At 71.4% G+C, this 14,173-nt stretch carries 11 protein-coding genes; 9 read left to right on the top strand and 2 right to left on the bottom strand.

Annotated features, from left to right (window positions below; all coding sequences use genetic code 11):
- The first annotated feature begins 22 nt into the window (after window positions 1-22).
- The 4 genes from ACFYYF_RS29945 to ACFYYF_RS29930 all read left to right on the top strand — a co-directional run bounded on the left by ACFYYF_RS29945 (window position 23) and on the right by ACFYYF_RS29930 (window position 4,071).
- The gene (locus ACFYYF_RS29945) at window positions 23-709 is read left to right on the top strand and encodes a thioesterase II family protein (protein WP_388780692.1); all 687 of its coding nucleotides are present in this window, start codon (window positions 23-25) and stop codon (window positions 707-709) included.
- A 227-nt stretch (window positions 710-936) separates the two neighbouring features.
- Window positions 937-1,920, top strand: a complete 984-nt coding sequence (locus ACFYYF_RS29940; RefSeq protein WP_388780649.1) for an ATP-binding cassette domain-containing protein — start codon at window positions 937-939, stop codon at window positions 1,918-1,920.
- The gene (locus ACFYYF_RS29935) at window positions 1,917-2,678 is read left to right on the top strand and encodes an ABC transporter permease (RefSeq protein ID WP_361684569.1); all 762 of its coding nucleotides are present in this window, start codon (window positions 1,917-1,919) and stop codon (window positions 2,676-2,678) included. The genes ACFYYF_RS29940 and ACFYYF_RS29935 overlap by 4 nt, the downstream gene beginning before the upstream one ends.
- 160 nt (window positions 2,679-2,838) lie before the next feature.
- Complete coding sequence (locus ACFYYF_RS29930; protein WP_388780648.1) at window positions 2,839-4,071, top strand: cytochrome P450; 1,233 nt, start codon at window positions 2,839-2,841, stop codon at window positions 4,069-4,071.
- Between the two features lie 87 nt (window positions 4,072-4,158).
- On the opposite strand, the gene ACFYYF_RS29925 is transcribed toward ACFYYF_RS29930, so the two are convergent.
- The gene (locus tag ACFYYF_RS29925; RefSeq protein ID WP_388780647.1) at window positions 4,159-5,550 is read right to left on the bottom strand and encodes a PLP-dependent aminotransferase family protein; all 1,392 of its coding nucleotides are present in this window, start codon (window positions 5,548-5,550) and stop codon (window positions 4,159-4,161) included.
- A 577-nt stretch (window positions 5,551-6,127) separates the two neighbouring features.
- On the opposite strand from ACFYYF_RS29925, the gene ACFYYF_RS29920 reads away from it, so the two are divergent.
- The gene (locus ACFYYF_RS29920; protein ID WP_388780646.1) at window positions 6,128-7,054 is read left to right on the top strand and encodes a phytanoyl-CoA dioxygenase family protein; all 927 of its coding nucleotides are present in this window, start codon (window positions 6,128-6,130) and stop codon (window positions 7,052-7,054) included.
- A 207-nt stretch (window positions 7,055-7,261) separates the two neighbouring features.
- Here the strand turns inward: ACFYYF_RS29920 and ACFYYF_RS29915 are convergent, their stop codons facing one another.
- Window positions 7,262-8,098 carry a putative nonproteinogenic amino acid hydroxylase gene (locus ACFYYF_RS29915; RefSeq protein WP_388780645.1) on the bottom strand — a complete coding sequence of 279 codons (837 nt, stop codon included), beginning with the start codon at window positions 8,096-8,098 and terminating at the stop codon, window positions 7,262-7,264.
- Between the two features lie 442 nt (window positions 8,099-8,540).
- On the opposite strand from ACFYYF_RS29915, the gene ACFYYF_RS29910 reads away from it, so the two are divergent.
- The 4 genes from ACFYYF_RS29910 to ACFYYF_RS29895 all read left to right on the top strand — a co-directional run bounded on the left by ACFYYF_RS29910 (window position 8,541) and on the right by ACFYYF_RS29895 (window position 14,098).
- A complete protein-coding gene (locus ACFYYF_RS29910; protein WP_388780644.1) occupies window positions 8,541-8,855 on the top strand; it encodes a phosphopantetheine-binding protein in 315 nt (104 codons plus the stop codon).
- Window positions 8,852-10,102: a cytochrome P450 gene (locus ACFYYF_RS29905; protein ID WP_388780643.1), complete on the top strand. Its 1,251-nt coding sequence runs from the start codon at window positions 8,852-8,854 to the stop codon at window positions 10,100-10,102. Before ACFYYF_RS29910 ends, ACFYYF_RS29905 begins: the two co-directional genes overlap by 4 nt.
- Window positions 10,099-10,833: a thioesterase II family protein gene (locus tag ACFYYF_RS29900; protein ID WP_388780642.1), complete on the top strand. Its 735-nt coding sequence runs from the start codon at window positions 10,099-10,101 to the stop codon at window positions 10,831-10,833. The genes ACFYYF_RS29905 and ACFYYF_RS29900 overlap by 4 nt, the downstream gene beginning before the upstream one ends.
- 160 nt (window positions 10,834-10,993) lie before the next feature.
- The gene (locus tag ACFYYF_RS29895; RefSeq protein WP_388780641.1) at window positions 10,994-14,098 is read left to right on the top strand and encodes a type I polyketide synthase; all 3,105 of its coding nucleotides are present in this window, start codon (window positions 10,994-10,996) and stop codon (window positions 14,096-14,098) included.
- Window positions 14,099-14,173: the final 75 nt, after the last annotated feature.

The following is a 14,173-nucleotide window of genomic DNA, read 5'->3' as shown; positions in this document are numbered from 1 at the left end:
AACGGGGGAGCGGACCACGCTTTTGTGCGTGCCGTTCGCCGGAGCGGGCCCCTCCTTCTTCCACCCCTGGCAGGACCTGGCCGCCGGCCGCTGGCGGGTGACCTCGGTCGAACTGCCCGGCAGGGAACGCCGGATCCTGGACGAGCCGTACCGCAACGTCGTCGAGGCGGCCAAGACCGAGATCGACGCCATCGCCGCGGACCTCGGCGAGGGCGGCCGGGTCGTCCTGTTCGGGCACAGCCTGGGCGCGGTCCTCGCCTACGAGCTGGCGCACCTGCTGACCGGGCGCGGCGTGCACGTCGAGCGGCTGGTCGTCAGCGGCTCGCCGGGCCCCTGGACCCAGCGCGAGCGCCGCGCGGCCGGCCTTGAGGGCGACGAATTCCTCGCCCGGGTCGAGGAGTTCGCCGGGTTCCGGCACGAGGCCCTGGACCACCCGGAGATGCGGGAGCTGATCCTGCCCACCCTCCAGGCGGACTGCGAGATGCACGAGGCCTACGTGCCCAGCACCGACGACCCGGTGCGGGTGCCGATCACCTCGCTGCGCGGCGAGGCCGACGGCCTGGTCACCGCCGAGGAGGGCCGCCAGTGGCGCGACGCCACCACGGCCGCGTTCCGCTACACCGAATTCCCCGGCGACCACATGTACCTGGTCGACCAGGGCCGGGAGATCCTGGACGTGATCGAGGCGGAGTGCGCCCAGGGCCGCTGACACGGTCACCGCGCGCGTGAGGGCACGGCCCCGCCCGGCCCGCGCGCCGCGGTGGGTGACGAGGGCGTCCGCTTCGGCGGACGCCCTCGTCCGTACGCCCCGCCCCGATTCCGCTTCCGGCCCCGGATTCCGCTTCCGGCGCGGGCACCGACGGTGTCGAGGAGGGCTCGAGGGCCGTGTCAGGGGTATGACAGGGCGATGCCAAGCACCGGCCCGACAGTGGAGGCATGAAGAGTTCCGCTATCGCAGTGACAGGGCTGCGCAAGGCATATGGCGACAAGGTCGTGCTCGACGGCATCGACTTCGAGGTCGCCGCGGGATCGGTCTTCTCCCTGCTCGGTCCGAACGGAGCGGGCAAAACGACTACGGTGAACGTCCTCACGACGCTGCTCACCGCCGACGCCGGCACGGCGTACGTCGCCGGCCACGACGTGGCGAACGCGACCCGGCAGGTACGCGCCGCCATCGGCGTGACCGGCCAGTTCGCCGCGGTGGACGACCTGCTGACGGGCCGCGAGAACCTGCAGCTGATGGCCGACCTCAAGCGGGTGCGCGCCGGCGGCAAGCTGGTGGCGCAGCTGCTGGAGCGCTTCGACCTGACGGAGTCGGCGGACAAGCACGCGGCGTCCTACTCCGGCGGTATGCGCCGCAAGCTGGACCTGGCGATGACCCTCGTCGGCAGCCCGCAGATCATCTTCCTCGACGAGCCGACGACGGGCCTCGACCCGCGCAGCCGGCGCACGCTGTGGGGGATCGTCCGCGAGCTGGTGGCCGAGGGCACCACCATCTTCCTCACCACCCAGTACCTCGAGGAGGCCGACCAGCTCGCCGACCGGATCGCGGTCCTCAACGGCGGCCGCCTGGTCGCCCAGGGCACCGCCGACGAACTCAAGCGCCAGATCCCCGGCACCCACGTACGGCTGCGGTTCACCGACGCCCTCCAGCTCGACGCCGCCGCACGCATCTTCGCCGACTCCACGCGCGACGAGGAGGAGCTGATCCTGCGGGTGCCCAGCGACGGCCAGTCCCGGTCGCTGCGGGCCCTGCTGGACCGCCTGGACGAACACACCCTCGACGCACAGGAATTCTCCGTGCACACCCCGGACCTCGACGACGTCTTCCTCGCGCTGACCGAGCACACCACCAAGGACGCCACGGACGCCACGGACGCCGAGGACACGAGCAAGAAGAAGGAGGCGATCGCGCGATGAGCACGGTCGCGACGGCGTTCGCCGACTCGGGCATCATGTTGCGCCGCAACGTGAAGCACACCCTCCGCAACCCCACCACGATGTTCAACGCGGTCCTCTTCCCGATCGTCATCATGCTGATGTTCGTGAAGGTGTTCGGCGGCGCCTTCAGCGTCGGCGAGCACTACATCGACTACGCGACACCGGGCCTGCTCGTGATGGCCGTCAGCTACGGCCTGGGAGCCACCGCGACCGCCGTGAACGACGACATGACCAAGGGCATCATCAACCGGTTCAAGACCATGGACGTCTCCCGCGGCGCCATGCTCACCGGACACGTCGTCGTCACCACCGTGCGCTGCCTGGTGGCCTGCGCCGCCATCGTCGGCGTGGCCTTCGCGATGGGCTTCGACCCCGAGGCGGGCGCCCTGGACTGGCTCGGCGTGCTCGGCCTGTTCGTCCTGCTCGCCGTCGGCGCGAGCTGGCTCACCGTCGCCATGGGCCTGGCCGCCAAGACCACCGAGTCGGCGGGCCTGGCCACCGTGCCGCTGATCATGCTGCCGTTCCTCAGCAGCGCGTTCGTGCCCGCGGACACCATGGGCGCCGGCGTGAAGCAGTTCGCCGAGTACCAGCCCTTCACCCCGATCATCGAGACGCTGCGCGGACTGCTGGCCGGCCACGTCGCCCACAACGACGCGATCGCCGCCGTCGCCTGGTGCGTCGGCTTCGCCGTCCTCGGCTACGTGTGGGCCCTGTCCACCTTCAAGAAGCGCGCCTGACCCCCTCGCCGGCCGGCGTCCACCGGCCGGCTCCCACCCCCCGAACCGCCCCGGCGAACCATGCTCTCGCCGGGGCGGCGGCGCTGTGCCCGCGCACACCCCAAGACCCCCCACCGGGCTTGCCACCCGTTCGACGACATCCCCGAAGGAGACGGCAACCATGACCGAGCCGATCGTCAGCCTGACGAACCCCGAGTTCACGGAGAACCCCGTCTGCGCCTACGCGCGCCTGCGCGAACAGGCCCCGCTCGTGCGGATCGGGTTCCCCGGCGGCCCGCGGGTCTGGCTGATCACCCGCAACGAGGAGGTCAAGGCGGCGCTGAGCGACCCGCGCCTGGTGGTGGACTACAGCAACGTGCCCGGCCACCAAGGGCCCAGCGTCGCGGACCAGATGGTCGCGGCCCTCGACCTGCCCGACGAGTTCGTGCCCTACGTCGCCGCCAACATGATGCTCAAGGACGGCAAGGACCACGCCCGCCAGCGCCGCCTGGTGACACCGGCGTTCACCGTCCGGCGCATGAAGGCCCTGCGCACCCGCATCGAGGAGATCTCCGCCGAGTTCCTCGACGCCCTCGCCCTCAAGGGCTCCGGCGACCTCATCGAGGAGTACTCCTCACCGCTGACCGGCACCGTCATCTGCGAACTCATCGGCATCGACAAGGCCGACCAGCCGCAGGTCCGCCAGTGGATGAACGAGTACACCGCCCCCGACGCCGACATCGCCGCGAGCGGCCATTCCATGATCGAGTACGTCAAGGACCTCATCGTGCGCCGCCGGGCCGAGCCCGCACAGGACATGGTCACCGCCCTGGTGGAGGCCAGGGACACCGACGGCGACCGGCTCAGCGAGGAGGAGATCGTCTCGGTGGTCCTGACCGTCATCAACAACGGCCACCACTCCACCTCCCACTTCATCCCCAACGCCGTCCTCGCCCTCTTCGACAACCCCGACCAGCTCGCCCTGCTGCGCGCCCAGCCCGAAGCCCTGCCGCACGCCATCGGCGAACTGATGCGGATCGCGAACCCCGTCCCGACCGCCGGACCCCGCTACGCCACCGAGGACATGGAGTTCGCCGGCGTCCAGATCTCCAAGGGCGACGCCCTGACGGGCTCCTACCTGTCGGCCAATTACGACCCGCGCGTCTTCGCCGACCCCGAGCGCTGCGACGTGCAGCGGGTCCTTCCGCGCGGGCAGGGCCACCTCTCCTACGGGGCGGGCCCGCACTACTGCCCCGGCGCCGCGCTGGCCCAGCTCGAAGCCGAGATCGCCCTGGACCACCTGCTCCTCAAGCGCGACACCCTCGAAGTCACCGTCGGCCGCGACCAGTTGCGCTACACCGAAGCCACCCCGGGCGGCGCCCGGCTCCTCAACGCCCTCCCGGTACGCCTGTGACCGCCTGAACAGCGCACACGAAAAGGACGAGGGGACGGCTCCCGCAACGCACCGCGTCGCGGGAGCCGCCCCCTTGCGGTGCGCCGCTCACGCGCTCTGCGGCTCCAGCAACTGCCCGCGGCCGCCCCGGACATGGGCGAGGCCGGCGCGGTGCCGTGCGCGCTGGTCCCGCACGAGTTCGCCCAGCCGCTCGATGCCCAGGACGATCTGCTCGGGGGTCAGCACACTGAAGGAGAGCCGGGCCTGCTGGAACCCGGACGTGCCGCCGTAGAAGTGGTCCATGGGCGTCCACAGGACGCCGAACCGGGACGCCGAGTACTCCAGCATGGCGTCGTCCGCCCGGAACGGCAGCGTGAGCACGACGAACATGCCGCCCTCGGGCGCGTTCCAGGTGACGTCCTGCGCGGCGCCGGGCACCGGGGCGAACACGGAACGCAGACTCTCCAGCACGGTCGCCAGATTGCGGCGGTAGACCGCGGCCTCGCGGGCGGTGGCCCGCTTGAGACTACAGCCGTTGTGCAGGAGGTATCCGCCGATCACCGCCTGCGCGACGGTCGAGGTGTTGAGCGTGACCATGCTCTTCAGCTTGGCGAGATGGTCGGCGAGCAGCACCGGCTCCTCGTGCGCTGCGCCGGTCGCCGTCACGGGCTGGTCGGCGATGACGTAGCCCACGCGGGCGCCGGCGAACGCCGACTTGGCGAACGACCCGAGATGGATCACCTGGCGCCGTTCGTCCAGGGCCTTGAGCGTCGGCAGCGCCGCACCGCCCGCACGGAAGAGGGAGTAGGGGTTGTCCTCGACGACCAGGACCTCCTCCCGTCCCGCCAGCTCCAGCAGGGCGATCCGGTCCGCCAAGGACATGCTCGCGCCACTGGGATTGGCGAAGTCGGGGACGACGTAGACGGCACGCGGCCGCAGACCCTCGCGCCGCGCCGTCCGTATCTGCCGCTCCAGGTCCGCCAGGTCGATGCCCCTGTCGTGTTCGCGCACCGGACGCAGCCGCGCGCCGGCCACCCGGGCCGCGCCGATGAACCCGACGTAGTTGGGGGTCGCGGCCAGGACGACATCACGGGCGTCGCGGACCAGGGCGCGCAGCAGCAGCACCATCGCCTCCTGGCAGCCGGTGGTCACCACGATGCTCTCCGGGTCGACCGTCAGGCCCTCGTCGACCTCCAGCTGGCGCGCTATCAGTTCGTGGATGACACCTTTCGTGCGGCCGTACTGGAAGAACGTCCGCCGCACCTGCTCCGCGGAAAGGCCCTTCTCACGCTCCAGATAATCCCGGAACGTTCCCAGGTGACGTGAGAGGTCCTCGACGTCGTAGAAGCCTTCGAACGGGCGGCCCGCCGAGAACGACACCGCGTCCGGATACCGTCCGGCGAGTTCGTTGAGCAGCGTCATGGAAGTGAGCGCGGGATCGTCGACCGACGCGTGCAAATCGGTGACACTCAGCCGGATCGGCCCTCGTTGTTCGGTCATAGTCCGTCATCCTCGTCCGCCGGACAACTCAGCCTTGAGCTGGTGTCGGTTGAATGCTGCCTCGTCGGGGTGCTCAAGAACATATGTGGCTCCCCTCGAAGGGCGAAAGAACATCACTGGAGGAAGGGTCGATTCCCGGTCGTCCGCCGTTTCGGGAACAAGGAAATGCACGCACACCGTCCCGTCAGCGGGACAGGGCCAACCGGCATCCGGACCCCGGGCGCCCTACCCGAAACGCGGGCACGCTTTCGGTAAAGCCCTGAGTTCCTTGAGACGTTGACACCCTCTTGGGCGGCCGAGAGAGTAGAGAACTGCTGGGCGAACCGCGAGAAGGCACGGATATTCCTGCCGCGACCGGCCGGCGTCACCCGGGGAACGGCCGGGCCGTGAGCCGTCCGCCCGGCCGATGAGCGGCCGCATTTTCAGCGCGATGCCGCGTCGAGTCTCCCGTTCCACCACCCGCACACGGCCCGCGCCGCATTCACGGAGCCGGAAAAGCCATGCCGGCTTCGGCTCCCCGCACCCCCCTTTTTTCCACGCGGCAAGCGGCACTTGACACCCGAGAAGGAGTTGACGCATGACCACACTCGACGAAGGCGTGCTGGAGAAGGCGGCGAAGGACTACGCCGAACAGGGCTTCTCCATCATCCGCAACGTCATTCCCCAGGAACTCCTGGAAGAGGCGGCCGCGCACGTCGACTGGCTCACCCGGAAGTACCCGGACCTGCGTCCCGAGCACTTCCACCACCCCCTCATCCGCAACGACGCCTTCTGGGCACGCCTGGTCTCCGACCCCCGCCTGGTGGACATCGCCGAGTTCTTCCTCGGCCCCGACCTGGCGTGCTTCACCGCCCACTACATCTGCAAGCCCCCCTACAACGGGCAGCCCGTGCTGTGGCACCAGGACGGCGCCTACTGGACGCTGAGCCCGATGGACGCGCTGACGGTGTGGCTCGCCGTCGACGAGAGCAGCACGGAGAACGGCTGCCTGCGGATGATCCCCGGCAGCCACGTCCTGCCGCTGCACAAGCCCTCGCTGCGCACGGACACCGACAACATGCTCTTCTCCGCCTCCGACGAGGACATCGTGCGGGAGTGGATCGACAAGGCCGGCGTCGTGGACATCGAGCTGAAGCCGGGCGACGTCTCCATCCACCACCCCCACCTGCTGCACCACTCGGAGGCGAACACCTCCGCCAAGCGGCGGTGCGGTCTGGACATCGGCTACATCTCCACGAGCACGCGCATCCACAGCGACGGGATCTACCTCGACCCGCTGCTGGTCCGCGGGACCGACGCGGCCGGACTGAACAACTACCGTCCCTTCCCCGCCTACCAGGAGGGCGAGACGATCCCCTTCGCCGGCCAGGAGGACTGGAACGACACGGTGGCCAAGCTCAACGCGGCCCTGCCGGCGCGTACCCGGGACCTGCCGGAGGAGAGCCCCATCGAGACCACCCGGCACATGATCGAGCGGCTGCGCGCGGGCACCACCAAGGGATGACCGCACCCCCACCGGCCGGTGGCGCGCCGCCCCCGCGGCCCGCCGCCGGCCGTCGGCACGCGCACCGGTCATGCCAGGAGCGCCGTCCCCCTCGAAGGGGACGGCGCTCCTGGCATGACCGGTGCTCCCGCCGACGGCCGCCGGCCGAGGCGGGCCGGGATCCGGGGCGGTGCCCCGGCCCCGGCCCGCCGGCCGAGGACGGCCCTGTCACCAGTCGAAGCCCTCGCCGTCGCCCCGCTTCTCGATGCAGTACGTGCGAAACGCCTGGGCCTTGGCGACGATGTCCTCGTCACCGGTGCGCCGCGCGGCCTCCAGGTACCAGTCGAACGCCGCGGTGGCGTGCGCGTGCCGCTCGAAGTGCAGCTCGGCGAACGGGCGGAACCCGGCCCGCATGGTCGCGAGGGTGAGGCCGGCGGCGGAGGCGATGAGGTCCTCGATCTCCGCCGCGGTCGGCTCGGGGGGCTCCACGACACGGATCGGCTCGCTCGCGGGGACGGTCCCGCGGATCGCGACGGGCTCCTCGGCGTCCGCGAAGTCGAGGCAGAGCGAGAGCCGTGCGGTGCCCGACGTGCTGCGCGCGGAGTGCGGGTCGGTCGAGTGGATCTTCCACACCTCGCCGCGGCGGATGTGGTACAGGATGTCGTTCTCGGAGTGCAGCGACTCCTCGCTGGTGCGCAGCGGGATCTGCAGCCGCGTGCCCGGCTTCGCCCACTCCAGGAAGTCCACGTGCGGGGCGATGATCCCCTCACGCAGGGCGAAGATGCGCACCCACTGCAGACGGTCCAGCGGGAAATGCCCGGTCACCAGGGACATGATGTTCGGCAGCTTCTTTCCCAGTTCGGTCAGGGAAAGGCTGCCCTCGTGGGGGCGGAAAGCGACGTCGGAATCGGCGCCGCTGCCGTTGGCCAGCACATGGGACGACCAGGACCCGAAGGTGAAGGTGTCGTATTCACCGCCGTACTCGTGCCCGTCCACGATGGACAATTCCGGGGCCAGGTCGTACGAATCGATGGGCAGTACCGCAAGCCGTTCCGACTTCAGCAAGGAAATCTCCTCCAGCTCATGATGGTCCGAGGCGCCCGGAAAACCACTGGGCGTTCCACCCGATCGTCACCATATTTCTTCCCGGTCGGGCAAGGCAACGACGGTGCGGAGCACGCGACGTGGCCGAACCGGACCGGTTCACCCGCCGCCGGAGCGCGCTTTGAGCGGCACCGGAAAGAGCACCGCCGAACGCTTCGGCCGGCACCGTGAAGAGCGCCGTGCTGTCCTGCCGACAGGACAGCGCACACCCGTCACGGCGGTCCGCGCGGTCATCTCTTGCCTGCCGTTTCCCCGGCCATCTACCGTGGCAGCGCGGTGACGTCGGGCACGCCATGTCATAGAGGCGATCCATCACTTTCGGGTCTGTCGGGTCGCTGCGTCGACCTTCCGGCAGCGGCATGGACGGGCATTCCCGTCCGACAGAGGAAGGAAAAGGCTGGAAATGGAATCTTCGCCGAAGGTGATCAACCAGCGGGACGGACAGGACGGGACGACGGAGAACGACACCGCGTCCCCCGGTGCGCCGGTCTCGCTCGTGGAGGAAGTCTCGGCACTGTGGGCGAAACACTTCGGCGACCGTGAAGTCGGTCCGCAGGACGACTTCTTCGTGCTCGGCGGCAATTCACTCACCGGAATCAAAATCATCGAGCAGGTCGCGAAGGACTACGGCGTCCAGCTCTCCGTGCGCGACTTCTACCTGGCGCAGACCCCCACCCGGGTCGCCGAGCTGATCGAGCAGGGGAGGAGCAGGACGTGAGGCTGACGCCCGGTCCCGCACGCGACGTCGACCTCGACACCCTCGACCTGTTCGACCTGGACCTGTACACCTCGGGCGATCCGCACCCTGTCTGGGACGTGATGCGGGCCAAGGCGCCGCTGCACCACCAAGTCCTGCCCGACGGCCGCGAGTTCTGGTCGGTGACCCGCCACGAGGACGTGTGCCGCGTGCTCGGCGACCACCGCGAGTTCACCTCCGAACGCGGCACGACACCCACCCACGTCGGGATCGACGACCCCGCCGCGGGCAAGCTCCTGACCTCCACCGACCCGCCCCGCCACACCGAGGTCCGCCGCCCCCTCGGCTCCAAGCTCACCGCCCGGGCGGTGAAGTCCTGGGAGGACTCGATCCGCGGCACCATCGTGCGCTTCCTGCAACCGGCCCTGGACGGCGAGACCTTCGACCTCGCCGAACAGGCGCTGCTCCTGCCCGCGATGGTCACCGGCCCGCTCCTGGGCATCCCCGCGAAGGACTGGGAAGAACTCGTCCAGCTCACCGCGATGGTGACCGCCCCCTCGGACCCGCACTTCATGGTCGGCCACGAGGCCGCCACACTGGCCATCTCCCACCACGAGCTGGTCAACTACGTCACCGAGTGGGTCAAGCGGCGCCGCACGGCGGGCGGCGAGGACGACACCCTGCTCGCCCACCTGATGAGCGTCAGCGCGGGCGGCGCACCGCTGAGCGACGAGGAGATCGCCCTCGACGGCTACAGCATCCTGCTGGGCGCCAACGTCACCACGCCGCACACCGTCTCGGGCACCGTGCAGGCCCTGATCGAACGGCCCGAACAGTTCGACAAGGCACAGGCCGACCCGACGCTCATCCCGAACCTGGTCGAGGAGGGACTGCGCTGGACCTCGGCCGCCTGCAACTTCATGCGCTACGCGGTCGACGACGTCCACATCGCCGGGGGCACCGTCCCGGCCCGCGCGGCCGTCGTCGCCTGGATCGGCTCCGCCAACCGGGACGCGTCCCTCTTCCCCGACCCGCACACCTTCGACATCACCCGCCAAAACGCCAAACGGCAGGTCGCGTTCGGGTTCGGACCGCACTTCTGCATCGGCGCGCCGCTGGCCCGGCTGACCCTGCGGATCTTCTTCGAGGAACTGCTGCAGCGGTCCGGACCGATCGAGCTCGCCGGCGAACCGCAGCACCTGCGGTCCTACTTCATCGCCGGGATGACCCACCTCCCCATCGTCGCGCAGAAACGAAAGACGCCATGACAACCGGCTCCGCCATCGCCCCGTCGCCGTGGTTCGTCCGGCCGCCCGCCGACCACCCGGCCCGGCTCTTCTGCTTCCCCTTCTCCGGATCGGGCGCCTCCGCCTTCAGCGCCTGGCCCGCCGCCCTGGAGGACATCGAGATCTGCCCGGTGCAGTTCCCCGGCCGCGAGAACCGGCTCGGCCACCCCCACTACGGCACCTACGAGAACCTCGCCGCCGACCTGGTCGAACCCCTCACCCCGCTGCTCGACCGGCCGTTCGCGTTCTTCGCGCACTGCGCGGGCGCCCTGCCCGCCTACGAGACCGTGCTCAGGCTCGCCGAGGCCCGACTGCCCACGCCCCACTGCCTGTTCGTCTCCGGCCAGCCCGCCCCGCACGACGCCTCCCGCGACCCGATGCTCACCATGACCGAGTCCGAACTGCGCGACGAGGTCGAGGCGTTCGTCCGCGGCCGGGGCATCGAACCGCGCCCCGACATGCTCGACCTGGGCCTCATGGTCCTGGCCCGCGACCACGCCGCCGCCAAGGAATACCGGCGCGAGACGCCCGTCGCGGTGGACTGCCCCATCGTCGTCCTGCACTGGCGCGACGACCAGGACGTGACCCTGGCCGACCTCCAGGGCTGGCGCCACTACGCCGACTCCGTCGAGTTCCGGGTCGTCGGCGGCGGCCACTACGACTTCATGAACGCGCCCGACGAACTGGCGCAGCTGCTCACCCGCTGGCTGTGAGCCCCCCGCCCCAGACCCGCAGCGCCCCACCGCCGCGCGTGCCCGCCCCACCGGCACACGCCCCCGCCGCAGCACCGCACGCCCCCGCCGCAGCACCGTTCGCTGCCGCCGTAGCGGCGCGCGGGCCCGCCGTACACCGAAGGAACCGGAAGGAACACTCATGAGTGGCGCAGCCACCGATATTGCCGTGATCGGGATGTCGTGCCGCTTCCCCGGTGTGCACGGCGTGGCCGAGTTCTGGGACCTGCTGCGCGAGGGACGGTCGACCATCGGCACCTTCCCCGCGCAGCGGGCCGCCGACGCACGCTCCGCCTACCGCTCCCACCCGGACGCCGCCACCCTGGACGCGGGCTCCTTCCTGGAGACGGTCGACGGCTTCGACGCCGCCTTCTTCGACATCCCGCCCGGGGAAGCCGCCGCCATGGACCCCGTGCAGCGCCTGGGCCTGGAGCTCGCCTGGGAGGCCGTCGAGGACGCCCGGCTGCCCGCCGCCGCCCTGGCCGGCCGCGAGATCGACGTCGTGGTCGGCGCCGCACCCTCCGGCTACGAACAGCTGCGCAAGCTGTCCGGCAGCGACCGCGACGACCGCTACGCCGCGCTCGGCTCCAGCGGCGCGCTGATCGCCAACCGGATCTCGCACCTGTTCGACGTGCGCGGCATGAGCCTGGCCGCGGACTCGGGCCAGTCCTCCTCCCTGGTGTCGCTGGCGCTTTCCTGCGAGCGGATCCGCGGCGGCGCGGTCGACATGGCGATCGCCGGCGGCGTGCACCTGATCGTCGACCCCGAGGCCGGAGCGGGCCTGGCCAACCTGGGCGCGCTCTCGCCCGACGGCCGCTGCTACCCCTTCGACGCCCGGGCCAACGGCTTCACCCGCGGCGAGGGCGGCGCGTTCGTCGTCCTCAAACGCCTCGACCTCGCCCTCGCCGACGGCGACCCCGTCCACGCGGTGGTGCGCGGCTGGGGCGTCAACAGCGGCGGCGCCACCTCCCGGATACCGGACCCCAGCCCCACCGGACAGGCCCAGGCCGTGCTCTCCGCCGTCCGCCGCGCGGGCATCGCCTTCGACGACGTCGACTACGTCGAGGCCCACGGCACCGGCACCCGGCTCGGCGACCCGGCCGAACTGGCGGGCCTGCGCGAGGTGTTCCGCGCCGGCGGCCGCAGCCGCCGCCTGGCCGTCGGCTCGGTGAAGGCCAACGTCGGCCACCTGGAGCCCGCCGCGGGCATCGTCGGCTTCGTCAAGGCCGCACTGTGCGTGGAACACGCCCACATGGTCCCCACCCCGGGCTTCACCACCCCCAACCCCGCCGTCCCCGCCTTCCACGACGACTTCGAGGTGCCGCGCACCGCACGGCCCTGGCCGGGCGGCGCCGCCCGGCCGCGCCGGGCCGGGGTGTCCTCCATCGGGATGGGCGGCACCAACGCCCACATCGTCCTCGAACAGGCCCCCGCCCCCCGGGCCGAGGCCCCCGCGACCGGCCGCAACACGGCCCCGGCGATCGCCACCAGGACGGTGCCCCTCGTGCTGTCGGCCCGCTCGCAGACGGCCCTGAACCGGCAGGCGGCGCTGCTGCACGACCTCGCCGCCGCCGACCCCGCGCTGCCGGCCGACACGATCGGGCACTCCCTGATCACGACCCGCTCGCTCTTCGAGCACCGCGCCGTCGTCCTCGCCGGGAACCGCGAGGAGATGCTGGCCGGCCTGGAGACGGTCGCGGCCGGCGGCACCGGCCCCCGGACCGTACGCGCCACCGCCACCGCGGTCACGGGCCCCGTCGTCTTCGTCTTCCCCGGCCAGGGCTCGCAGTGGCTGGGCATGGGCCGGCAGCTCTACGCCGAGTCCGAGGTGTTCGCCCGCTCCGTCGACGCCTGCGCCCAGGCCCTCGAACCGTGGCTCGACTGGTCCCTGCTGGACCTGATCGGCCAGGCGGACACGGCCCCTTCACTGGAGCACGGGGACGCCGTCGACGCCGTCATCCAGCCCGCCCTGTGGGCGATGATGGTCTCCCTCGCCGCCCTGTGGCGCTCCCTGGGAGTGGCCCCCGACGTGGTGGTGGGGCACTCCCAGGGCGAGATCGCCGCCGCCTGCGCGGCCGGCGCGCTCTCCCTCAAGGACGGGGCACGGATCGTCGCCCTGCGCAGCCGGGCCCTGACCGCGCTGGCCGGCCTGGGCGGCCTGCACGCCGTCGCCGCACCCCTGGCCCGGGTCGAGGAACTGCTGGAGGGCCGGACCGGACGGCTGTCGGTGGCCGCCGTCAACGGACCGGCCTCCGTGGTGATCGCCGGAGACCTCCCGGCCCTGGAGGAATTCACCGCCCGGGCCGGCCGGGACGGCATCCGGGTCCGCCCCATCAAGGTCAGGTACGCCTCCCACTCCCACCACGTCGAACGCATCCGCGACCAGGTCCTCGAAGCGGCCGCCGGGATCACCCCGCTGGAGACGGCGGTGGAGTTCCACTCCACCGTCACCGCCGCCCCCCTGGACACCCGCCGGCTCGACACCGCGTACTGGTACGACAACCTGCGCTCGACCGTCCGCTTCGGCGAGGTCGTCGAGAACCTGATGCGCGAACGCGGCGGCGTGTACGTGGAGATCAGCCCGCACCCCGTGCTCCAGGTGGCGATGGAGGAGGCCGCCGACGCGCTGGCCGCCCCGCCCCCGGTGGTGGGCACCCTCAGCCGGCACGACGGAAGCGCGGCCAAGGTCCTGGCGCAACTGGCCGAACTGCACGTACGCGGCCTGCCGGTGGACTGGCCGGCGGTGTCCACCCCCGCCCGGCCCGCCCGGATCGCCCTGCCCGCCTACCCCTTCCAGCGCCGGCGGCACTGGCTGACCGCGCCCGACACCCCCGCCGCGGCGGGGGACGGCCCGGGCGCGCGGACGGCGGGCCCCGACTCGCCGGCCGCGGCCCGCGCCCTGGTGTGCGCCCAGACGGCGGGTCTCCTCGCCGCCAAGGGCGTGGAGCTGACACCCGCCGATCTCCAGGCCCGGGCGGGCGAGACGTTCAAGACGTTGGGCTTCGACTCCTCGATGGCCCTGGAGCTGCGCAACCGGCTCAACGCGGCCGCCGCGGTACGGCTCCCGGCGACCGTCGCGTTCAGCCACCCCACCCCGCAGGCGCTCGCCGACCACCTCTTCTCCCTCCTGGAGCCGCCCGCCCCCCGGGCCGCGGAACCGGCGGCCGCCGGGCAGCCGCACGATCCGGCCCCGGACGACCGCAGCGACGACGATCTCTACGCCCTGATCGACCGCGGATACCTGTAGCCGCACCCGTATCTCGAATCAACCGTTGAGGGAGGCCCCTGGTGGAGGAAGTCGACAAGCTCCGCTCCTACTTGC

This window comes from Streptomyces sp. NPDC001914, assembly GCF_042891215.1.
In the GTDB taxonomy this organism is placed as follows: Bacteria; Actinomycetota; Actinomycetes; order Streptomycetales; family Streptomycetaceae; genus Streptomyces.
The sequence above is the reverse complement of the archived record's forward strand: the minus strand, read 5'-3'. Positions and strand labels throughout refer to the sequence as shown.